Source organism: Streptomyces sp. P9-2B-2 (assembly GCF_030406865.1).
GTDB classification, from domain to species: domain Bacteria; phylum Actinomycetota; class Actinomycetes; order Streptomycetales; family Streptomycetaceae; genus Streptomyces; species Streptomyces platensis.
Window position 1 is genome coordinate 4,076,726 of sequence record NZ_CP129126.1, and the last position, 20,624, is coordinate 4,097,349.

Consider the following 20,624-nt stretch of genomic DNA (forward strand, 5'->3'; position numbering starts at 1 on the left):
TGACTGCACTACGTGCGTGCACCGCGGCGACCTGTCGGGAGCCAACGATCAGCGAGTGTACGTGCTTCAGAGCCGGGCGTCGAACAGAAACGTCCCGGGTGGTGCCCGCCGATGCGTGCGCCGGGGTTGTCAGAGGTCTGGGACGATGCCGGTATGAGCGCTGCCACTCCTCCCGCTTCGTCCCCTGCCGACCGCCGCGTATCGGCCCGGGTCGGTGCGATTTCCGAGTCCGCGACCCTCGCCGTCGACGCCAAGGCGAAGGCCCTCAAGGCCGCCGGGCGCCCGGTGATCGGCTTCGGCGCCGGTGAGCCCGACTTCCCGACGCCCGACTACATCGTCGAGGCGGCGATCGAGGCCTGCCGCAACCCGAAGTACCACCGCTACACCCCGGCCGGCGGCCTCCCCGAGCTGAAGTCCGCGATCGTCGCGAAGACGCTGCGCGACTCCGGCTACGAGATCGAGCCCGCGAACGTCCTGGTGACGAACGGCGGCAAGCAGGCGATCTACGAGGCGTTCGCGGCGATCCTCGACCCGGGCGACGAGGTCATCGTCCCGGCGCCGTACTGGACCACCTACCCCGAGTCGATCCGTCTGGCCGGCGGGGTGCCGGTCGATGTCGTCGCGGACGAGACCACCGGCTACCGGGTGACCGTGGAGCAGCTGGAGGCCGCCCGCACGGACCGCACCAAGGTGCTGCTGTTCGTCTCGCCGTCGAACCCGACCGGCGCGGTCTACGGCCGCGAGCAGGTCGAGGCCGTCGGCCGCTGGGCCGCCGAGCACGGCCTGTGGGTGCTGACCGACGAGATCTACGAGCACCTGGTCTACGGCGAGGCCGCCGCGCGCGGCAGCGCTGATGTCACCAGCTCGTCGTTGCCGGTGGTCGTGCCCGAGCTGCGCGAGAAGTGCATCATCGTCAACGGTGTGGCGAAGACCTACGCGATGACCGGCTGGCGGGTGGGCTGGGCGATCGGCCCCAAGGACGTCATCAAGGCCGCCACGAACCTCCAGTCGCACGCCACGTCCAACGTCTCCAACGTCGCGCAGGCCGCGGCCATCGCGGCGGTCTCCGGGGATCTGACGGCCGTCGAGGAGATGAAGGTCGCCTTCGACCGGCGCCGCAAGACCATCGTGCGGATGCTCAACGAGATCGACGGCGTGCTGTGCCCGGAGCCGGAGGGCGCGTTCTACGCCTACCCGTCGGTCAAGGAGCTCCTGGGCAAGGAGATCCGCGGGAAGCGCCCGCAGAGCAGCGTCGAGCTGGCCGAGCTGATCCTGGAGGAGGCGGAGGTCGCCGTCGTCCCGGGTGAGGCCTTCGGCACCCCCGGCTACCTGCGGCTTTCGTATGCGCTGGGCGACGAGGACCTGGTCGAGGGCGTGTCGCGGATCCAGAAGCTGCTGGCGGAGGCCAAGTAGCGCCTCCAGTACGGCCGCACCCCCGAAAATCCGGAGGTGAGCGAGCGGGCGCCGGGACACCTTCCCGGCGCCCGCTCGCCCGTTCCGCCGGACACCCCTTCGGGAAAGGCCCTACCGGCGCCCGCTCGCATGCGGCAAGATCTTCGGATGGAGAGCGTTCGTGCCCGCGGCGAAGCCGCCATCCGAGACCTGCGCCGATTGCCGAAGGCCCATCTGCACCTGCACTTCACCGGTTCGATGCGGTCCGAGACCCTGCTGGACCTCGCCGACAAGTACGGCGTCCATCTGCCGGAGGCACTGCGGAGCGGTGAACCTCCCCAGCTCAGAGCCACGGACGAGCGCGGCTGGTTCCGTTTCCAGCGGCTGTACGACATCGCGCGGTCGTGTCTGCGGACGCCCGAGGACATCCAGCGGCTGGTGCGGGAGGCCGCCGAGGAGGATGTCCGGGACGGGTCGCGCTGGCTGGAGATCCAGGTCGACCCGACCTCGTACGCCCCGCGGCTGGGCGGGCTGATCCCGGCCCTGGAGATCATCCTGGACGCGGTGCACAGTGCCTCCCGGGACACCGGGCTCGGTATCCGTGTCCTGGTGGCCGCGAACCGGATGAAGCACCCCCTGGACGCCCGTACGCTGGCGCGTCTCGCGGTGCGCTACGCCGACCGCGGGGTGATCGGCTTCGGGCTGTCCAACGACGAACGCCGGGGTTTCGCCCGGGACTTCGACCGCGCCTTCGCCATCGCCCGGGAGGGCGGCCTGCTGGCGGCGCCGCACGGCGGTGAGCTGTCGGGGCCGGCGAGCGTCCGGGACTGTCTGGACGATCTGCACGCCGGCCGGGTGGGGCACGGCGTACGGGCCGCGGAGGATCCCGTGCTGTTGAGCCGGCTGGCCTCGCGCGGGGTGACCTGCGAGGTGTGCCCCGCGTCGAATGTGGCGCTGGGGGTCTACGAGAAGCCGGAGGACGTGCCGCTGCGGGCGCTCTTCGACGCGGGCGTGCCGATGGCGCTGGGGGCGGACGATCCGCTGCTGTTCGGCGCGCGGCTGGCCGCGCAGTACGAGATCGCCCGTACCGCGCACGGCTTCACCGACGCCGAACTGGCCGAGCTGGCCCGGCAGTCGGTCCGCGGCTCCTGCGCGCCGCAGGACGAGCAGCAGCGGCTGCTGGCGGAGATCGACGCCTGGCTGGCCGCGTAGGGGCGCCAGAGGCCGCCCAGAGGCCCGCCAGAGGCCGGCTAGAGGCTGACGCCGACCGTGACCGGTTCGTTGACGAGTGTGACGCCGAAGGCCGCGTGCACGCCGTCGCGGACCTCGCGGGCCAGCGCGAGCAGGTCCTCGGTGGTGGCCGTGCCGCGGTTGGTGAGCGCGAGGGTGTGCTTGGTGGAGATGCGGGCGGGGCCGCTGCCGTAGCCCTTGGTGAAGCCGGCCCGGTCGATGAGCCAGGCCGCGGAGGTCTTCACCAGGCCGTCGCCGGCTGGGAAGGCGGGCGGGGCGACGTCGGGGCCGAGGCGGTCCTGGACGCGGCGGAGGAAGACGGCGTGCTCGGCCTCGGTGAGGATCGGGTTGGTGAAGAACGAGCCCGCCGACCAGGTGTCGTGGTCCTCGGGGTCCAGCACCATGCCCTTGCCGGCGCGCAGCGCCAGCACGGTCTCCCGGGCGACGGCGGCGGGGACCCGGTCGCCGGCCTCCACGCCGAGGGCGCGGGCGGTCTCGGGGTACTTCAGGGGCGCGGAGAGGCCCCCGGCGTCCTCCAGGGCGAAGCGCACCCGCAGCACCACGAACCGGTCGGGGTGCTGCTTGAAGCGGCTGTGGCGGTAGGAGAAGCCGCACTCCGCGCTGGGGATCGTGACGGTCTCGCCGAGGCGGCGGTCGTAGGCGACGACCTCGGTGATCGTGGCGGAGACCTCCTGGCCGTACGCGCCCACGTTCTGGATCGGGGTGGCGCCCGCGGACCCGGGGATACCGGCCAGGCACTCCACACCGGCCAGTCCGGCCTCGACCGTGCGGGCGACCGCGTCGGACCAGTTCTCGCCCGCGGCGAGCGTGAGGGTCGTGCCGTCGAGCGCGAAGCCGCGGGTGGCGATGCGCAGGGCGGTGCCGTCGAAGCCCTTGTCGCCGATGACGAGGTTGCTGCCGCCGCCGATGATCAGCAGCGGGGTGCCGGTGTCGTCGGCCGCGCGGACGGCGGCGATCACCTCGTCGTCGGTGGTGGCCGTGACGAGGCGGGTGGCCGGGCCGCCGAGGCGGAAGGTGGTCAGCGGGGCGAGGGGGGCGTCGTGGAGTTCCTGCACGCGCCCAAGGGTACGGGGGCGGTCCGACAGTGCTCGGCCGGACGCCCCCGGCGGCCCCGGCTCAGGCGAGGCGGACCACGGCGCGGGACATGCCCAGCACCTTCTGGCCGGCGCTCATCGCGGTGAGGTCGACGCGGACCGTACGGTCGTCGTCGTCCAGCTTGGCGGCGACCTTGGCGCTGACCTCGATCAGTGCGCCGGTCTCGTCGTTGGGGACGATGACGGGCTTGGTGAAGCGCACCCCGTATTCGGCGACCGCGCCCGGGTCGCCGGCCCAGTCGGTGACCACCCGGATCGCCTCGGCCATGGTGAACATGCCGTGCGCGATGACGTCCGGCAGCCCGACCTCCTTGGCGAACTTCTCGTTCCAGTGGATCGGGTTGAAGTCACCGGAGGCGCCCGCGTACCGGACGAGTGTGGCGCGGCTCACCGGGAAGGTCTGCGCCGGGAGTTCCGTGCCGACCTCGACCTCGCCATAGGAAATCTTCGCGGTCATCTCAGGCCTCCTTCGCGGCACGGGCCACCAGCTTGGTGAACGCGGTCACGACGTGTTCGCCCGCCTCGTCGTGCACCTCGCCGCGGATATCGATGATGTCGTTGCCCGCCATGGTCTTGATGGCCTCGATGGTGGAGGTGACGGACAGCCGGTCACCGCTGCGCACCGGGCGGGTGTAGGCGAATTTCTGGTCGCCGTGCACCACCCGGCTGTAGTCCAGGCCCAGTTGCGGGTCCTCGATGACCTGTCCCGCGGCCTTGAAAGTGATGGCGAACACAAAAGTCGGCGGTGCGATCACATCGGAGTACCCGAGTGCCTTGGCCGCTTCGGCGTCGGTGTAAGCGGGGTTGGAGTCGCCGATCGCCTCGGCGAATTCGCGGATCTTTTCCCGGCCGACCTCGTACGGGTCGGTGGGCGGGTACGTGCGTCCGACAAAAGACTGGTCGAGCGCCATGGGCTCGCAACCTCCCTGTACTGATGGTGACAACGCCGTGAGGCCGCCCCCACGAATGGGGACGGCCTCACGGACTAGCCTGTGTTATCGCGTCTCGCGGTGCGCGGTGTGCGAGTTGCAACGGGGGCAGTGCTTCTTCATCTCAAGACGGTCCGGGTCGTTACGCCGGTTCTTCTTGGTGATGTAGTTCCGCTCCTTGCACTCCACGCAGGCCAGCGTGATCTTCGGGCGGACGTCGGTGGCAGCCACGTGAGTGCTCCTTGGACGGACGGGTGGTCGGATTAACGCATAAAAGAGTAGCCGATCGGAGGACCGACCCCACAATCGGCTACTGTCAGTAGCGGTGACCGGACTTGAACCGGTGACACAGCGATTATGAGCCGCTTGCTCTACCGACTGAGCTACACCGCTGCGATGCGAGGGGAACCCGCCCGAAGGCGGGAACCTTACACATCAGAGCCCCAATACGGAATCGAACCGTAGACCTTCTCCTTACCATGGAGACGCTCTGCCGACTGAGCTATTGGGGCGAGCGATGAAGACATTACACGGCCCGCCGCCAAACGTGAAATCCGTATCCGGGCCGTGCCACAGCGGCCCCGCGCACCACACCGGTACGACTATTTCGCGCCTGCGCAACGCTCTCCCGGCAGCGGCCTAGGCTCGGAAGAACGCTGCGTGATCTTGCACGCCGGTGCCTTCGAGGAGCGCGATGTCCGACAGCAGTTCGCCGCAGCCGCAGCCGGGAAAGCCCGTCGGGCCCGGCCGGTTCGCCAGGTCGGAAAGCGGAGCGCTGGTGTTGTGCGGCGCCCGGCTCGCCGACGGGCGGATGGTGGACGTACGGCTCGGCGGCGGACGCATCGAGGCCGTCGGGACGGCCGGCAGCCTCGCCCCGCAGGGCGCCCGCGTCGACCTCGCCGGCTACCTCCTGCTCCCCGCACCCGCCGAACCCCACGCGCACTGCGACACCGCCCTGACCGCCGACTCCGACGGCCCCGCCTCCCGTTCACCCGAGGACGTGCAGCGCCGGACGACCGAGGCCGCGCTGCTCCAGTTGGGGCACGGCGCCACCGCCTCCCGCAGCCACGTCAGGATCGGTGACGTACAGGGGCTGCGCTCGCTGGAGGCGGTGCTCCAGGCGCGCCGGTCGCTGCGCGGGCTGGCCGATCTGGCGGCGGTCGCGGTGCCGCGGGTGCTGACCGGGGTGGCCGGGGCGGACGGGCTGGCGATGCTGCGGGACGCGGTGAAGATGGGCGCCTCGGTCATCGGCGGCTGCCCGGACCTCGACCCCGATCCGGCCGGGTACGTCGAGACAGTGCTGGAGCTGGCCGGGGAGCACGGCTGCCCGGTGGATCTGCACACCGACGGGGACGATCCGGCGCGGCTGGCGCGGTTCGCGGCGATGTCCGGCGGGCTGCGGCCGGGCGTCGCGCTCGGGCCGTGCGCCGGGATGGCGCGGATGCCGCGGAGCGTGGCGGCGCGGGTCGCCGAGCAGCTGGCGGCCGCCGGGGTCGCCGTCGTCTGTCTGCCGCAGGGCGACTGCACGGGCCTGGAGCGGTACGGCTCGCGGGTGTCGCGGCCGGCGCCCGTACGGCTGCTGCGGGCGGCCGGTGTCCAGGTGGCGGCGGGCAGCGGGGCGTTGCGGGACGTGGCGAATCCGGTGGGGCGCGGTGACCCGTTGGAGGCGGCGTATTTGCTGGCTTCTCTGGGTGAGGCCACGCCGGAGGCGGCCTACGAGAGCGTGAGTTCGGCGGCGCGGGCGACCCTGGGGCTGCCGGAGGTACGGGTCGAGGCGGGCTTTCCCGCGGAGCTGCTGGCGGTGCGGGGCGAGCGGATCGCCGGGGTGCTCTCGCTCGCGTACAGCCGGATCGTGATCCACCGCGGGCGGGTGGTCGCCCGTACCAGCGCGGTGCGGGAGTACTGCGACTCGGCGGCGGAGGTGGCGCTGGAGCTGCCGCGGCAGTCTCAGCGCTGAGCCGCGCGCGGGGACAACGGCCGCTCCCCCGGCCGGTCCCGCACTGCGCGGCGGCGCTTCGGCGTACGGTCGGGATCATGCGCATTGTCATCGCAGGTGGACATGGTCAGATCGCGCTGCGGCTGGAGCGGTTGCTCGCCAAGCGCGGGGACGAGGTGGCGGGCATCATCCGCCGGCCGGAACAGGCCGGTGACCTGCTGGCCGCGGGGGCCGAACCGGTGGTCTGCGACCTGGAGTCGGCGTCGGTCGAGGATGTCGCCCGGCACATGGAAGGCGTCGACGCGGCCGTCTTCGCGGCGGGAGCGGGGCCGGGCAGCGGCATCGAACGCAAGGACACGGTGGACCGCGGCGCGGCGGCGGTCTTCGCGGACGCGGCCGAGGCGGCCGGGGTACGGCGCTTCCTCGTCGTCTCGTCCATGGGCGCGGACCGTGTGCCCCCCGAGGGCACCGACCCGGTCTTCGCCGCGTACCTGCGGGCCAAGGGCGCCGCGGACGCGGACGTACGGGCCCGCGCCGGGCTGGACTGGACGATCCTGCGGCCTGGGCGGCTGACCAACGACCCCGGCACCGGCCTGGTGGCGCTGGCCGACACGACCGGCCGCAGCGAGGTGACCCGGGACGATGTGGCGGCCGCCCTGGTGGCGCTGCTCGACGAGCCGGCCACCATCGGCCGGACGCTGGAGCTGATCGGCGGCGAGGTACCGGTGGAGGATGCGGTGCGGGCGGTGGCCGGGCGCTGAGGGGCGGGCCCGCCGGGTGGGCGGTGACCCACCGGCTCCGTCCGCCTGTGCGCGCGGGCGGGGTGAGACGGGAGTGGAGCCCCAGGTGGTGGCAGCACGTGCGGGCCACAGCGTGGCCGTGCTCTTCCGCGTCTACGCAAAGTGCCTGGATGGCGCGGCTGCCGCGGCGAATGCCCGCATCGAGGCTGCCTTGAAGGGTGGGAGCCAGCGCCCTGGGACTGCCCCACACGTGCCCCACTCGCGCTGGTCAGCACGCGAAACAGGGTGAGACAGAGTGGGGCATACCGCCCATAGCGGATCTTCCGGTGGCGGCAACGAAAAAGGGGCCCGTGACCAGCTTTTACGCTGGTCACGGGCCCCTTCTCACCTGTGGCGGCGCCAGGATTCGAACCTGGGAAGGCTGAGCCGGCAGATTTACAGTCTGCTCCCTTTGGCCGCTCGGGCACACCGCCTGGGTTTGCTGCCGGGAGAGCCGCTGTTGGGCGGTGCTCCGTGGCAACGACGTAAACCATACCCGATGGCTGGGGGTGGTTCGCCACTCGATTCGGGAGCGCTGGATCTTGGCCGGGTGGCTAGGCTTGGCAGGCGGTCCGGGGACGGGCCGCGCCCCTGACGGATCTAGGTACGAGGAGCCAACTCAACATGGCCGACTCCAGTTTCGACATCGTCTCGAAGGTAGAGCGGCAGGAGGTCGACAACGCCCTCAACCAGGCCGCCAAGGAGATCTCGCAGCGCTACGACTTCAAGGGCGTGGGCGCGTCGATCGAGTGGTCGGGCGAGAAGATCGAGATGCGGGCCAACGCCGAGGAGCGAGTGAAGGCCGTACTCGACATCTTCCAGTCCAAGCTGGTCAAGCGTGGGATCTCCCTGAAGGCGCTGGACGCCGGCGAGCCGCAGGCCTCGGGCAAGGAGTACAAGATCTTCGCCTCTATCGAGGAGGGGATCTCGCAGGACAACGCGAAGAAGGTCGCCAAGATCATCCGCGATGAGGGCCCGAAGGGCGTCAAGGCGCAGGTGCAGGGCGACGAGCTGCGGGTCAGCTCGAAGAGCCGGGACGACCTTCAGGCGGTGCAGCAGCTGCTGAAGGGCAAGGACCTGGACTTCGCGCTCCAGTTCGTGAACTACCGGTAGGAGCCCGGTTTCCGGGTGCCACGGGATGGGGCGGCGCGCTGCGGCGTGCCGCCCCACCGGCGTATCGGGTGGCGAACCGAGCGGTCCTGTGGGGCAGCGGGCCCCTCGGGGACTCGTACGGGCCGAGGGTGAGGGGCCTGGCGGGGCGGGCGGTCAGCGCGTTGCGAAGGGCTCGTCCGTGGGGACGATGTCGCGGCCCAGCGGCATCAGGGAGACCGGGATCAGCTTGAAGTTGGCGATGCCGAAGGGGATGCCGATGATCGTCACGCACAGGGCGAGGCCGGTGACGATGTGCCCCAGGGCCAGCCACCAGCCCGCGAAGATGATCCAGATGACGTTGCCGATGGCCGAGCCGGCACCGGCGTCATGGCGCACCACGGTCGTCCGGCCGAAGGGCCACAGGGTGTAGCCGGCGATCCGGAAGGACGCGATGCCGAACGGGATGGTGATGATGAGGATGCAGCAGATGATGCCCGCGACCACATAGCCGAGCGCCATCCAGAAGCCGCTGAGAACCAGCCAGATGATGTTGAGGATGAACTTCATGATCAGCAGCCTTCCACGGGCACGGCGGAGAACGTAACTGCCGGGCAAGACGCCCTGGGCCGGGTAAAGCGTTGCGTTGCGTTCATCATGCGGCGGGCGGCACGCGGCGGCCACCGCTCCCCCGGGGCCGGTGGTCCGTCAGGGGCGCCGGCCCGCCATCCGTTCCAGACGGGCGATGCGCTCGTGCATCGGGGGGTGGGTGGAGAACAGCCGGGTCATGCCCTCGCCCGCCCGGAACGGATTGGCGATCATCATGTGTCCGGCGGTCTCCAGCCGCGGCTCGGGCGGCAGCGGAAGCTGCCGGGTGCCCGTCTCCAGCTTGCGCAGGGCGGAGGCCAGGGCCAGCGGGTCGCCCGTGAGCTGGGCGCCCGAGGCGTCCGCCTGGTACTCACGGGAGCGGCTGACGGCCAGCTGGACGATCCCGGCCGCGACCGGGCCGAGGATCATGATCAGCAGCATGCCCAGGAGGCCGGGGCCCTCGTCGTCGTCGGAGCGGCCCAGGGGAATCAGCCAGGCGAAGTTGACGAGGAACATCACGACGGAGGCCAGTGCGCCCGCGACCGAGGAGATGAGGATGTCGCGGTTGTAGACATGGCTGAGCTCATGGCCGATGACGCCGCGCAGCTCACGCTCGTCGAGCAGCTGGAGGATGCCGTCGGTGCAGCAGACCGCGGCGTTGCGGGGGTTGCGGCCGGTGGCGAAGGCGTTGGGCGCCTGGGTCGGGGAGATGTACAGGCGCGGCATGGGCCGGCGGGCCGTGGTGGAGAGCTCGCGGACCATGCGGTAGAGCTGTGGGGCCTCGAACTCGCTGACCGGGCGGGCGCGCATGGCCCGCAGGGCGAGCTTGTCGCTGTTCCAGTACGCGTAGGCGTTGGTGCCCAGGGCGACGACGACGGCGATGATCAGGCCCGTACGGCCGAACAGGCTGCCGATGACGATGATGAGGGCGGACAGTCCCCCGAGGAGTACGGCGGTCCTGAGCCCGTTGTGCCGGCGGTGCACGGTACGCCCTCCAAGCGGTGCGGCAGGGGAACCCTGTGCTGCGTTTCTCCACTCTCCAGTGGACCCTTACTCACTGGTCAACGCGAGATGAACGAGCCTGGTTCCCCGGTGCGCGCGTGGCGGGCCGGGCGGGGCACGGAGCGGCGCCCGGTGGGGCCCGCCGCCGTACGGGCGGCGTGGGGGCCGCTGCGGGCCGCCGGGGGCGGTCCGCAGCGGGCGGGTATCCGCCGCCCGGCCGGTTAGAGCAGCGCCCCGGAGGCGAAGCGCAGGACGAGCTGCGGGGCGCCGGAGAGCACGATGCCGAGGACGGTGGCGAGCGCGATGGCGGTGGCGAGGGCGCCCGGGATCCCGGCGCGGGGCGGGTGCTGCTCCGCCGGGGCGGTCGCGGGCACGGCCTCGGCTCCCCTGAAGAGCACCGTGGTCCACTTCAGGTAGTAGTAGAGCGCGATCACGACATTGATCGCCATGATCACCGCGAGCCAGGCCAGGCCCGCGTCGACGGCCACCGAGAAGACCGTGACCTTGGCGAACAGGCCGATGATGCCCGGCGGCAGACCGGCCAGGCACAGCAGGAAGAAGCCCAGGGCGAGCGCGGCCAGCGGGCGGCGGGCGTACAGGCCCCGGTAGTCGGTGATGCGGTTGGCGGGGCTCGTACGGGCCACCAGGGCGGCGACGGCGAAGGCGCCGAGGTTCACGGCCGCGTACATCAGGGCGTAGGCGACGGTGGAGCCGATGGCGTGCGCCGGGTCGCTGGTGTAGCCGGCCGCGGCGATCGGCACCAGGAGGTAGCCGGCCTGGCCGACCGACGACCAGGCGAGCAGGCGTACGGCGCTGTGCGCGCGGCGGGGGTCCTGGCGGACGGCCGCGACATTGCCGACGGTCATGGTGAGGGCGGCGAGGACGGCCAGCGCCGGGCCCCAGACGTTCGCGTACGACGGGAAGCCCTGGACGGTGACGAGGATCAGGCCGGAGAAGCCGACGGCCTTGCCGACCACGGAGAGGTAGCCGGCGATGGGCAGCGGTGCGCCGACGTAGGTGTCCGGCACCCAGAAGTGGAACGGGGCGGCGGCGGTCTTGAAGGCGAAGCCGACCAGGGTGAGCGCGACGCCGGCGCTCGCCAGAGTGGCCAGCCGCGGGTCGGGGAGCGCGGTGAGCGCGTGCGCCACCTGGGAGAGGTGCAGGCTGCCGGTGGCCGCGTACAGGAAGCTCACGCCGAGCAGCATCACCGCAGTGGCGGCCACCGAGGACAGGAAGAACTTCAGCGCCGCCTCGGAGGAGAGCCGGTCGTCGCGCCGCAGCCCGACGAGGGCGAAGGCGGGCAGCGAGGCCACTTCGAGGGCGATGACGAGGGTGGCGAGGTCCCGGGAGGCGGGCAGCAGGGCGGCGCCGGCCGCCGAGGAGAGCAGCAGGAACCAGTACTCGCCGGTGGGCAGGCCCTGGTCCTTGACGGTGTCGATGGACAGCAGGGCGGTCAGCAGCGCCCCGCCGAGCACCAGGAACTGGATGACCAGGGCGAACGGGTCGGCCACATAGCTGCACACGTCGGGGTGGGCGGGCAGGCAGAAGGTGCGGCGGCCGCCGCCCAGGAGGGGCAGCAGGAGCAGCGCGGAGGCGGCGAGCCCCGCCGTGGCGATCCAGCCCAGCAGCGGCTTGCGGGCCGCCGGGAGGAAGAGGTCGGCGACGAGCACCACCAGGGCGACGGCCGCGGTGACCGTGGGCGGCGCGAGGGCGAGCCAGTCGACGGACTGGACCAGGGGCGTGATCGAACTCATCACTTACCGCCTCCGAGGAGCTGCTGGACGGCCGGGTCGGTAAGGCCGAGGAGGGCCGCGGGCCACAGTCCGGCAAGGACGGTGAGGACGGCGAGGGGGGACCAGGCCGCGTATTCGTAGCGCGCGATGTCGGGGACGGCGGGGGCCGGTGCGGGCTCTCCGGACGGGTCCTCGCCGGCCGGGTCGGCGGTGCCGAGCGGGGCGGTCGGGGCGAGGTGCGGAGTGCCGCCCATACAGACGCGGCGGACGACGAGCAGCAGGTAGGCGGCGGTCAGCAGGGTGCCGAGGCCGGCCAGCACCATGAACGTCAGGAAGGCGGGGCGGCTGAGGCCGGCGGCCGGCTGGAAGGCGCCGAACATGGCCAGCATCTCGCCCCAGAACCCGGCGAGTCCGGGGAGGCCCAGCGAGGCGACGGCGCCGAAGGCGAGCAGACCGCCGAAGCGGGGTGCCTTGCCGTAGAGGGCGGCACCGGTGGTCCCGGCCAGGGCGTCGAGGTCGGTGGTTCCGGTGCGGTCCTTCAGGGCGCCGACCATGAAGAAGAGCAGGCCGGTGATCAGGCCGTGCGCGATGTTGGCGAACAGCGCGCCGTTGACGCCGGTGGGGGTCATGCTGGCGATGCCGAGCAGGACGAAGCCCATGTGGCCGACGGAGCTGTAGGCGATCAGACGCTTGAGGTCGCCCTTGGCGCCCTTGCGGACCAGGGCGAGGCAGGCGAGCGAGCCGTAGATGATGCCGACGGCGGCCAGCGCGGCGAGGTACGGCGCGAAGGTCTGCATGCCCTCGGGCGTGATGGGCAGCGCGATCCGCACGAAGCCGTAGGTGCCCATCTTCAGCAGCACGCCGGCCAGCAGCACCGAGCCGACGGTGGGGGCGGCGGTGTGCGCGTCGGGCAGCCAGCTGTGCAGCGGCCACATCGGGGACTTGACGGCCAGCCCGATGCCGACCGTGAGCACCGCCAGCAGCTGAACGGTGTGGCTGAGCTGGGCTTTCGGCCCGTTGTCAGTGGCGAGTGCCACCATGTCGAAAGTGCCGGATTTCACGCCGATGAGGAGGAGGCCGAGCAGCATCACGACGGAGCCGAGCAGCGTGTAGAGGATGAACTTCCAGGCCGCCGCCTGCTTTCCCGCCCCGCCCCAGCGGGCGATGAGGAAGTACATCGGGATGAGGACCATCTCGAAGGCGAGGAAGAAGAGCATCAGGTCGAGGACGGCGAAGGTGGCGAGGGTGCCGCCCTCAAGAGTGAGCAGCAGGGCCACAAATGCCTTGGGAGACGGGCCCGTCGGCATGTGGAAGTAGGAGTAGAGCGCGCAGAGGAAGGTCAGCAGCGCGGTCAGGACGACGAGGGGGAGCGAGATGCCGTCGACGCCGAGGTGGATGCGGATGTCGAGCGCCGGGATCCAGCTGATGTCGGTGGTGGCCTGCATACGGGCCGGGTTGTCGTGGTCGAAGCCGATCGCCAGCGCGATCGAGGCGGCGAGCACGACACCGGTGACGGTCACGCCGTGGCGCAGTACGGCCTGGTCGGGGTTCTTGCCGCGCAGTCCGGGCGGGGCCGGGAGCAGGGCGGCGAGCGCGCCGGCGAGGGGGAGGACGACGACGGCCGCGAGGAGAAGCTGCATAGCGGTGTGATTCACGGGTCAGGCCCTCCTCAGGGGTTCGGCTCCGGCGAGGCAGGCCACGAAGGCTGTCGGCTGGGGGTGCGGGGGTCGGCCCCCGGGGGATGGCAGCACGGTCAGGCCCCCGTGCCCGTGGCGACGAGGACGGCGGCGACGGCCAGGACGAGCGAGCCCGCGAGCAGGGCGCCGAGGTAGGTCTGCACGTTCCCGGTCTGGGCGCGGCGGACGGCGGCGCCCAGCCACCGGGGGGCGGCGGCGGCACCGCTGACGTAGGTGTCGACGACCTCGCGGTCCAGGAAACGGACGAGCGAGGCGGCGGCGCGTACGGCCCGGACGAACAGTGCGGAGTAGACGGCGTCGAGGTGGAAGCCGACGGCGGCGTGGGGCTGGAGCGGGCCGAGGAGGAGGCGACCGGGGTCGGCCGGGTCCGGGGCGCCGGCGATGCTGCCGTAGACCGGGGCGTGGGTGGCGATGGCCGTCTCCTCGGCGAGCCCGGGCGGGGCGTCCGGGTCGGTGACGACCGCGCCGATCGGGGTGCGGGCGGCCAGGGCGGTGGTGTGGCGCCAGGCCGCATAGGTGACCAGGCCGCCGACGAGGGCGACACCGGTGCCCAGGACGGAGGTGGTCAGGGTCGGCGCGAGCGACCGCCCGTCGAACCATCCGGGCAGGAGGGGGGCGGCGAGGCCGAGCGCGGCGGTCGGGAGGAAGAGCACCCACAGCACGGCGTTCATGACGACCGGCTGCGGGCCGTGGTCGGGGACCTCGACGCCCGTGCCCCTGAAGGCCAGCAGCCACAGGCGGGTGGCGTAGGCCGCGGTGAGGAGGGCGGTGAGCAGTCCGGAGACCAGGACGGTCCAGCCGGCCGCGCCGGGGATGCCGTGCGCCGCACCGGTGGCGGCGTGCTCGGCGGCACCCAGGACGGCTTCCTTGGAGAAGAAGCCGGCGAACGGGGGGATCGCGGCGAGCGCGAGCAGGCCGACGGTGACGGTCCAGTAGGCATCCGGGATGCGCCGGGCCAGGCCGCTCATCCGGGACATGGCGGCCAGCGAGTTGGTGCCCGCGGCGTGGATGATCACGCCCGCGCCGAGGAAGAGGAGGGCCTTGAACGCACCGTGCGAGATGAGGTGGAAGACGGCGGCGCCGCGGTCGCCGACGGCCAGCGCGCCGAGCATGTAGCCGAGCTGGCCGACCGTCGAATAGGCCAGGACGCGCTTGATGTCGTCCTGGGCCAGTGCGGCCAGACCGGAGCCGACCATGGTGATCGCGGCCATGACGGCCATCACCACCAGCGCGGCCGCGGAGGCGGCGAAGACGGGGAGGAGACGGGCCACGACATAGATACCGGCCGCCACCATCGTCGCGGCGTGGATCAGCGCCGAGACGGGCGTCGGACCGGCCATCGCGTCCGGGAGCCAGGTGTGCAGCGGGAACTGCGCCGACTTGCCCGCGACACCGGCGAGCAGCAGCAGCGCGATCAGCGTCGGATGGTCCAGGCCGCCGTTGGTGACGGTGCCGAGGATGCCGGTAATGCGGAAGGTTCCGGCGTCGGCGGCCAGCGCGAAGATGCCGAAGAGGAAGGGGACATCGCCGAGCTTGGTGACGAGGAAGGCCTTGAGGGAGGCGGCGCGGGCGGCCTCGGTCTCCCAGTAGTGGCCGACGAGGAAGTAGGAGCAGATGCCCATGACTTCCCAGCCGACCAGCAGCAGCATCAGGTCGCCGGTGTAGACGACCAGCAGCATCGCGGAGGTGAAGAGCGAGACCAGCGCGGCGTAGGAGGGGTAGCGCGGATCGTCGCGCAGATAGGCGGTGGAGTAGAGCTGCACACAGGACGCCACCACCCCCACCAGGACGGCGAGCAGCGCGGCGAAGCCGTCGATGTGCAGGGCCAGGTCGATGGGGATCGAGCCGGTCGGGGTGAGCCGGGTGGCGATGTCGGTGGCCGGGCCCCCGCCCTGTCCGACGGCGACGGTCACCGCGAGCGCGGCCGCGGCCAGCGTCGGCAGCACGGCCAGCGGCCGGACGAATCCGGGCGCCCGGCAGCCCAGGAGGAGGCCGGCGGCGGCCCCGAGGAAGGGCAGAAGGGGGACGAGAACGGCGGTGGTGGTGAGGGTCACGCGGCGGCCTCCGCCGTGGTGTCCGGCTGCGGGTCCCCGTCCCCGGCGCCCGCCTGCTCGGCGAGGTCACGGAGCCGGTCGATGTCGGAGCTGCCGCGGTTGCGGTAGACGAGCAGCACGATCGCCAGCCCGATGCCGATCTCGGCGGCGGCGATGGCGATGGTGAAGAGGGTGAGCGCCTGGCCGGTGTGCAGGGTGTCGCGCAGCCAGACGTCGAAGGCGACGAGGTTGAGGTTGACGGCGTTGAGCATCAGCTCGACCGACATCAGCACCAGGATCGCGTTGCGGCGGGCGAGCACGCCGTACAGCCCGGTGCAGAAGAGGAGGACGGCGAGGACGGCCGGGTAGACGAGATGCATCAGCGCTGCTCCTCTCGCGGGGCGGGGGCACGGAAGGCGCCGGTCTTGAGGTCCGCCGCCGCGGCCCTGCCCTCCCCCGTCCTGCGGGACAGCACGATCGCCCCGACGAGCGCGGCGAGCAGCAGCACGGACAGCGCCTCGAAGGGCAGCACCCAGTACTGGAAGAGGCTGCGCCCGGAGGCTTCGGTGGAGCCCTGGGCGGCGCCCTCGAAGCTGATCCAGGTGGCCCGGAAGGCGTCCACGACGACCCAGACCAGGGCGGCGGCCGAGGCGAGGGCCACCGCGAGCGCGGCCCAGCGGTTGCCCGAATCGGCGTCCGGGGAGCGGCCGATGGGCGCCTTGGTCAGCATCAGCCCGAAGAGCAGCAGGACGACGACCGAACCGACGTAGATCAGCACCTGCACCCAGGCGATGAACTCGGCCGTGAGGAGCAGGTATTCGACGGCGATCCCGCCGAGGGCGACGACCAGCCAGAGGGCGGCGTGCACCAGCTGCCTGGTGGTGACGGTGATGACGGCCGCGCCGAGGGTGGCGATGCCGACGAGGACGAAGGCGACCTCGACGCCCGTGGGCGAGAGGAAGCCCTGGCCGGCTGCGGTGGCGGCGAGCGTCACTGTCCCTCCCCTGGGGTGTCCGGTCGGTCCTGGTCCGGCTCGGCCGCCGCGGCCCGGGCGGCCTCGGCTTCGGCCTGCTGCTGGGCGGCGAGCTTGTCCGCGGCCTTGTGGGCGGCGGCCAGTTCCTTGGGCTCCTCGGCCGCCGGGTCGAGCGCCGGGGGCTCGGGCACCGTCCACATCCACTCGCGGAGCTTGTCCCGCTCATGGGTCAGCTCGCGGATGTCCGTCTCGGCGTACTCGAACTCCGGTGACCAGAAGAGCGCGTCGAAGGGGCAGACCTCGATGCAGATACCGCAGTACATGCACAGCGCGAAGTCGATCGCGAAGCGGTCCAGCACATTGCGGCTGCGCTCACGGCCTCCGGGGGCGGCCGGCGGCACCGTCTCCTTGTGGGAGTCGATGTAGATGCACCAGTCCGGGCACTCGCGGGCGCACAGCATGCAGACCGTGCAGTTCTCCTCGAACAGCCCGATGACGCCGCGGGTACGGGGCGGGAGGTCGGGCTGGACGTCCGGGTATTGCGCGGTGACCGATCGTTTCGTCATCGTCCGCAGGGTGACGGCCAGCCCCTTGGCGAGGCCCGAACCGGGGAAGCTCATGACGAGATCACCACCTTGATGACGCCGGTGAGGGCGATCTGGGCGAGGGCGAGCGGGATGAGGACCGTCCAGGCGAGCTTCTGCAACTGGTCCTCGCGCAGCCGCGGATAGGTCACCCGCAGCCAGATGACACCGAAGGCGAGGAGCACGGTCTTCAGCAGCGTCCACAGCCAGCCCAGACCGTCGGCGCCGAACGGGCCGTGCCAGCCGCCCAGGAAGAGGACGGCGGTCAGCGCGGAGAGGACGACGATGCCCGCGTACTCGGCGAGGAGGAAGAGGGCGAAGCGCAGACCGGTGTACTCGGTGTACGCACCGAAGATGATCTCCGAGTCGGCGACCGGCATATCGAACGGCGGCCGCTGGAGCTCGGCGAGCCCCGCGGTGAAGAAGACCACGCCGCCGACGATCTGCCACGGCACCCACCACCAGTGGAAGGCCTCCAGGATGCCGGGCAGCGAGAGCGTGCCGGCCGCCATCGCGACGGAGGCCGCGGCGAGCAGCATCGGCAGCTCGTACGCCAGCAGCTGCGCGGCCGTCCGCAGACCGCCGAGCAGCGAGAACTTGTTCGCCGAGGCCCAGCCCGCCATCAGCGAGCCGAGCACCCCGACACCCATGACGGCGAGGACGTAGAAGATCCCCGCATCCAGCTCTTGGCCCACGGCGTTGTGCGGGCCTATCGGGATGGCGACCAGGACCAGGAGGTACGGCAGCAGCGCGACGGCGGGCGCGAGCTGGAAGATCCGCCGGTCGGCACCGGCCGGCACGATGTCTTCCTTCTGCGCGAACTTCACACCGTCGGCGACGAGCTGCGCCCAGCCGTGGAACCCGCCCGCGTACATCGGCCCGAGCCGGCCCTGCATATGGGCCATGACCTTGTGCTCGGTCTGCCCGATGACCAGGGGGAAGACCAGAAAGACGACGAAGACGGCGAGCAGACGCAGCGCGATGTCGAAAGCGTCGCTCATGGGGTGTCGCCTCCTGCCGGGTCCTGGGGGGTGGGGTCGGGCTCAGGGGTGGCGGCCGGTTCGGGCTCCGGCTCCGTGGTGGTGGCCGGTTCCGGCTTCTCTTCCGGCGCGTCCGGCTCGGCCGCCTTACGGGGCTCCGGCTTCGACTCGGAATCCGCTTCCGCCTTCGGCGCCGGCTCCGGCTTCCGTCCGGGTGCCGCCTTCGGCTCGTCCGGCTTCCGTTCCGGCTCGTCGAAGGCCGGACGAGCGTGGTGCCAGGGCGCGTCGGAGGAGGTCGGGGGCGCCGCTTCCGCAGGGGTCTCCGCGGGCTTCTCCGCGGCTGCCTGCGCCGCCTCTGCCGCCGCAGCCGTCTCCGCAGCGGACTCCGCCGCCGCGCGCTGCTGGCTGGCCGACCCGTCGCTGACCGAACGGGTACGCCGTGCCGGGCGCTCGGGCCGCTCGGTACGCGCCGGAGCCGCCGGAGTTCCGGTCCCCTCCGCCGCCGCCTGCTGGCCGGCCGAACCCGCGGCCGCCGTACGGGTACGGCGTGCCGGACGCTCGCCCGCGGCGCCGCCGGCCGCCCGCGCACCCCGCGCCGGACGTGCGGGCGCGGGCGGCAACTGGCCCTTCAGCGGGCCCCATTCGTTCGGGTCCGGGACGCCCGGGGGCAGCATCTGGCGCCGCTTGGGGCCGCCGTGCTCGGACTCGCCCGGCTCCTTGGCGCCGGGCCACGCCTTGGCGACCCGGGCCGCCAGCACGAAGTCCTTGCGCAGCGGGTGCCCTTCGAAGTTCTCCGGGAGCAGCAGCGGTTCGAGGTGCGGGTGGCCGGTGAAGTCGACCCCGAACATCTCGTGGGTCTCCCGCTCGTGCCAGCCCGCGCCCGCGTACACACCGACGGCGGTGGGCAGCGCGGCCGCGTCGTGCGGCACGGTCGTCCGCACGATCAGCCGGTGGACGGTGCCGGGGCGCGCCACCTCCACGAGGTGGGCACAGATCCGGAAGCCGGTGCCGGGCTCGTCGACGGCGCTCAGCCAGTCGAAGAAGCTGCACCCCAGGGTGTCGCGGGCGGCGGTCAGCGCGGTGAGCCAGCCGTCGGCGGGGACGTCGACGGTCAGCAGGTCGTACGCCAGCTCCGCAGTGGCCCCGGGGCCGAAGATCTCGCTCGCCGGGCGCGGCAGCCAGCCGACGGCCGGCTCGGCCGGGGGCTCCCCGGGCTGCTCACCCGGGTCCGGCGCCGCCGACTGCTCGGGGGCCTCGGCCTGCTCGGCGGGCGTCGTCTGCTCGGCGGGCGTCGTCTGACCAGCAGGCGTCGTCTGACCGGAGGTCTCCGGCTGCTGCCCGGGGGTTTCCGGCTGCTGCCCGGGGGTTTCCGGCTGCTGCTCGGGCTGCTCGGTCATCGGGGCTCCTCCCCGGCCGGCTTCGGCTCAGCCGCCGGCTGCGGCGCGGGCGGGGTGACGAGTCCGCTGCGCAGCGCGGCCGCCGAGGGCCGGGCGGTGCCGCCCTTCGCGTACCGCTCCCCCAGCGATTCGCGCGCGATCTTCTCCTGGAGCTTGAGGATGCCCTGGAGCAGCGCCTCCGGACGCGGCGGGCAGCCGGGGACGTACACATCCACCGGAATGATCTGGTCGACGCCCTTGGTGACGGAGTACGAGTCCCAGTAGGGGCCACCGCAGTTGGAGCAGGCCCCGAAGGAGATGACGTACTTCGGCTCCGGCATCTGCTCGTAGAGCCGCTTCACCGCGGGCGCCATCTTGTCGGTGACGGTGCCGGAGACGACCATCAGGTCGGCCTGGCGGGGGCCGGGCGCGAACGGGATCACGCCGAGCCGGATGAAGTCGTGGCGCGCCATGGACGCGGCGATGAACTCGATGGCACAACAGGCCAGGCCGAAGTTGAAGACCCAGAGGCTGTAGCGGCGGCCCCAGTTGAGGACCACCTTCATCGGTTCGGGCGCGAGCCGGGCGAGGGTGCCCAGGCGCCGCGGCTCCGGCAGGAACTCGGGGGCGGCGCCCGCGGCCGCGGCGCCGTTGGAGGCGGGGGTCACGTCCATTCCAGGACGCCCTTCTTCCATGCGTAGAGCAGGCCGACGGTGAGGAAGCCGAGGAAGATGAACATCTCCACCAGCGTCACGCCGCCGAAACCGGGGGCGGCGAAGATCGTTGCCCAGGGGAACAGGAAGATCGAGTCCACGGCGAAGATGACGTAGAGGAAGGCGTAGACGTAGTAGCGGACCTGGGTGTGCGCCCAGCCCTCACCGACCGGATCCACACCGCACTCATACGTCAGCAGCTTCTCCGGCGTCGGTACCACGGGCCGCAGCAGCCGCCCGGCACCGAAGGCCACGGCGACGAAGAGCACACCGATCACGGCGATGAGCCCGACGACCGAGTAGCCCTGGAAGTAGTCCGCGGCGACGGTGGTGCGTACGGTCGCGTCCGGCACGTCCGCCCCTCGCTCCCTGACTGTGATTGTTCAACGACTTCGACGATCTGTACGGACCGGAGTCTAGGCCCTGCCCCGGCCCCGGTGAGCAGCCGCATCGTCGCGGCCGGTGGGGTTGTCCC

General features: G+C 71.9%; 21 protein-coding genes, 3 tRNA genes and 1 pseudogene. 6 read left to right on the forward strand and 19 right to left on the reverse strand.

Annotated features, from left to right (window positions below):
- Positions 1-153: 153 nt before the first annotated feature.
- Together QT196_RS17710 and QT196_RS17715 are read left to right on the forward strand one after the other, a co-directional pair.
- Positions 154-1,413, forward strand: coding sequence for a pyridoxal phosphate-dependent aminotransferase (locus QT196_RS17710; protein WP_168479956.1), 1,260 nt, complete (start codon positions 154-156; stop codon positions 1,411-1,413).
- Positions 1,414-1,560: 147 nt separating this feature from the next.
- A complete protein-coding gene (locus QT196_RS17715) occupies positions 1,561-2,604 on the forward strand; it encodes an adenosine deaminase (RefSeq protein ID WP_168479958.1) in 1,044 nt (347 codons plus the stop codon).
- A gap of 38 nt (positions 2,605-2,642) precedes the next feature.
- Here the strand turns inward: QT196_RS17715 and QT196_RS17720 are convergent, their stop codons facing one another.
- The 6 genes from QT196_RS17720 to QT196_RS17745 all read right to left on the reverse strand — a co-directional run bounded on the left by QT196_RS17720 (position 2,643) and on the right by QT196_RS17745 (position 5,178).
- On the reverse strand, positions 2,643-3,698 hold the full coding sequence (locus QT196_RS17720; RefSeq protein WP_168479960.1) for a UDP-N-acetylmuramate dehydrogenase: 1,056 nt from the start codon (positions 3,696-3,698) through the stop codon (positions 2,643-2,645).
- A 61-nt stretch (positions 3,699-3,759) separates the two neighbouring features.
- A complete protein-coding gene (locus QT196_RS17725) occupies positions 3,760-4,194 on the reverse strand; it encodes a MaoC family dehydratase (protein ID WP_290355228.1) in 435 nt (144 codons plus the stop codon).
- Position 4,195: 1 nt separating this feature from the next.
- Positions 4,196-4,648 (reverse strand): MaoC family dehydratase N-terminal domain-containing protein, encoded by a 453-nt coding sequence (locus QT196_RS17730; protein ID WP_085925673.1) that lies wholly within the window; start codon positions 4,646-4,648, stop codon positions 4,196-4,198.
- Between the two features lie 84 nt (positions 4,649-4,732).
- Positions 4,733-4,897 (reverse strand): 50S ribosomal protein L33, encoded by a 165-nt coding sequence (gene rpmG, locus QT196_RS17735; RefSeq protein WP_006604855.1) that lies wholly within the window; start codon positions 4,895-4,897, stop codon positions 4,733-4,735.
- Positions 4,898-4,986: 89 nt separating this feature from the next.
- A tRNA-Met gene (locus QT196_RS17740) sits at positions 4,987-5,059 on the reverse strand.
- Positions 5,060-5,105: 46 nt separating this feature from the next.
- Positions 5,106-5,178, reverse strand: a tRNA-Thr gene (locus QT196_RS17745).
- Between the two features lie 182 nt (positions 5,179-5,360).
- Between QT196_RS17745 and QT196_RS17750 the strand changes: the two genes are divergently transcribed.
- From QT196_RS17750 to QT196_RS17760, 3 genes and pseudogenes are all read left to right on the forward strand, one after another.
- Entirely contained in the window at positions 5,361-6,623 is a 1,263-nt protein-coding gene (locus tag QT196_RS17750) for an amidohydrolase family protein (RefSeq protein WP_085925672.1), read from the forward strand.
- A gap of 77 nt (positions 6,624-6,700) precedes the next feature.
- The gene (locus tag QT196_RS17755) at positions 6,701-7,363 is read left to right on the forward strand and encodes an SDR family oxidoreductase (protein WP_168479962.1); all 663 of its coding nucleotides are present in this window, start codon (positions 6,701-6,703) and stop codon (positions 7,361-7,363) included.
- Positions 7,364-7,430: 67 nt separating this feature from the next.
- A pseudogene (locus tag QT196_RS17760) lies at positions 7,431-7,631 on the forward strand (hypothetical protein); the annotation flags it as partial.
- Positions 7,632-7,733: 102 nt separating this feature from the next.
- Here QT196_RS17760 and QT196_RS17765 read toward each other — a convergent pair.
- Positions 7,734-7,815: transfer RNA gene (locus QT196_RS17765), tRNA-Tyr, on the reverse strand.
- Positions 7,816-8,005: 190 nt separating this feature from the next.
- Between QT196_RS17765 and QT196_RS17770 the strand changes: the two genes are divergently transcribed.
- A complete protein-coding gene (locus tag QT196_RS17770; protein ID WP_018090929.1) occupies positions 8,006-8,494 on the forward strand; it encodes a YajQ family cyclic di-GMP-binding protein in 489 nt (162 codons plus the stop codon).
- A 153-nt stretch (positions 8,495-8,647) separates the two neighbouring features.
- On the opposite strand, the gene QT196_RS17775 is transcribed toward QT196_RS17770, so the two are convergent.
- The 12 genes from QT196_RS17775 to QT196_RS17830 all read right to left on the reverse strand — a co-directional run bounded on the left by QT196_RS17775 (position 8,648) and on the right by QT196_RS17830 (position 20,502).
- Positions 8,648-9,040 (reverse strand): YccF domain-containing protein, encoded by a 393-nt coding sequence (locus tag QT196_RS17775; protein WP_168479964.1) that lies wholly within the window; start codon positions 9,038-9,040, stop codon positions 8,648-8,650.
- A gap of 138 nt (positions 9,041-9,178) precedes the next feature.
- Entirely contained in the window at positions 9,179-10,042 is an 864-nt protein-coding gene (htpX, locus tag QT196_RS17780) for a zinc metalloprotease HtpX (RefSeq protein WP_168479966.1), read from the reverse strand.
- A 239-nt stretch (positions 10,043-10,281) separates the two neighbouring features.
- Positions 10,282-11,814 (reverse strand): NADH-quinone oxidoreductase subunit N, encoded by a 1,533-nt coding sequence (locus QT196_RS17785; protein ID WP_290355229.1) that lies wholly within the window; start codon positions 11,812-11,814, stop codon positions 10,282-10,284.
- Positions 11,814-13,433: an NADH-quinone oxidoreductase subunit M gene (locus QT196_RS17790; protein WP_168483808.1), complete on the reverse strand. Its 1,620-nt coding sequence runs from the start codon at positions 13,431-13,433 to the stop codon at positions 11,814-11,816. The genes QT196_RS17785 and QT196_RS17790 overlap by 1 nt, the downstream gene beginning before the upstream one ends.
- A 113-nt stretch (positions 13,434-13,546) precedes the next feature.
- Positions 13,547-15,544 carry an NADH-quinone oxidoreductase subunit L gene (locus QT196_RS17795; RefSeq protein ID WP_290355230.1) on the reverse strand — a complete coding sequence of 666 codons (1,998 nt, stop codon included), beginning with the start codon at positions 15,542-15,544 and terminating at the stop codon, positions 13,547-13,549.
- Positions 15,541-15,903, reverse strand: a complete 363-nt coding sequence (gene nuoK, locus QT196_RS17800; RefSeq protein ID WP_042155798.1) for an NADH-quinone oxidoreductase subunit NuoK — start codon at positions 15,901-15,903, stop codon at positions 15,541-15,543. Before nuoK ends, QT196_RS17795 begins: the two co-directional genes overlap by 4 nt.
- Positions 15,903-16,517, reverse strand: a complete 615-nt coding sequence (locus tag QT196_RS17805) for an NADH-quinone oxidoreductase subunit J (protein ID WP_085924425.1) — start codon at positions 16,515-16,517, stop codon at positions 15,903-15,905. Before QT196_RS17805 ends, nuoK begins: the two co-directional genes overlap by 1 nt.
- Positions 16,514-17,116 (reverse strand): NADH-quinone oxidoreductase subunit I, encoded by a 603-nt coding sequence (locus QT196_RS17810; protein WP_085924424.1) that lies wholly within the window; start codon positions 17,114-17,116, stop codon positions 16,514-16,516. Before QT196_RS17810 ends, QT196_RS17805 begins: the two co-directional genes overlap by 4 nt.
- Positions 17,113-18,081 (reverse strand): complex I subunit 1 family protein, encoded by a 969-nt coding sequence (locus tag QT196_RS17815; RefSeq protein WP_168479972.1) that lies wholly within the window; start codon positions 18,079-18,081, stop codon positions 17,113-17,115. Before QT196_RS17815 ends, QT196_RS17810 begins: the two co-directional genes overlap by 4 nt.
- Positions 18,078-19,457, reverse strand: a complete 1,380-nt coding sequence (locus QT196_RS17820) for an NADH-quinone oxidoreductase subunit C (RefSeq protein WP_290355231.1) — start codon at positions 19,455-19,457, stop codon at positions 18,078-18,080. Before QT196_RS17820 ends, QT196_RS17815 begins: the two co-directional genes overlap by 4 nt.
- Positions 19,454-20,110 carry an NADH-quinone oxidoreductase subunit B gene (locus QT196_RS17825; protein ID WP_168479974.1) on the reverse strand — a complete coding sequence of 219 codons (657 nt, stop codon included), beginning with the start codon at positions 20,108-20,110 and terminating at the stop codon, positions 19,454-19,456. The genes QT196_RS17820 and QT196_RS17825 overlap by 4 nt, the downstream gene beginning before the upstream one ends.
- Positions 20,101-20,502: an NADH-quinone oxidoreductase subunit A gene (locus QT196_RS17830; protein ID WP_211117368.1), complete on the reverse strand. Its 402-nt coding sequence runs from the start codon at positions 20,500-20,502 to the stop codon at positions 20,101-20,103. The genes QT196_RS17825 and QT196_RS17830 overlap by 10 nt, the downstream gene beginning before the upstream one ends.
- Positions 20,503-20,624: the final 122 nt, after the last annotated feature.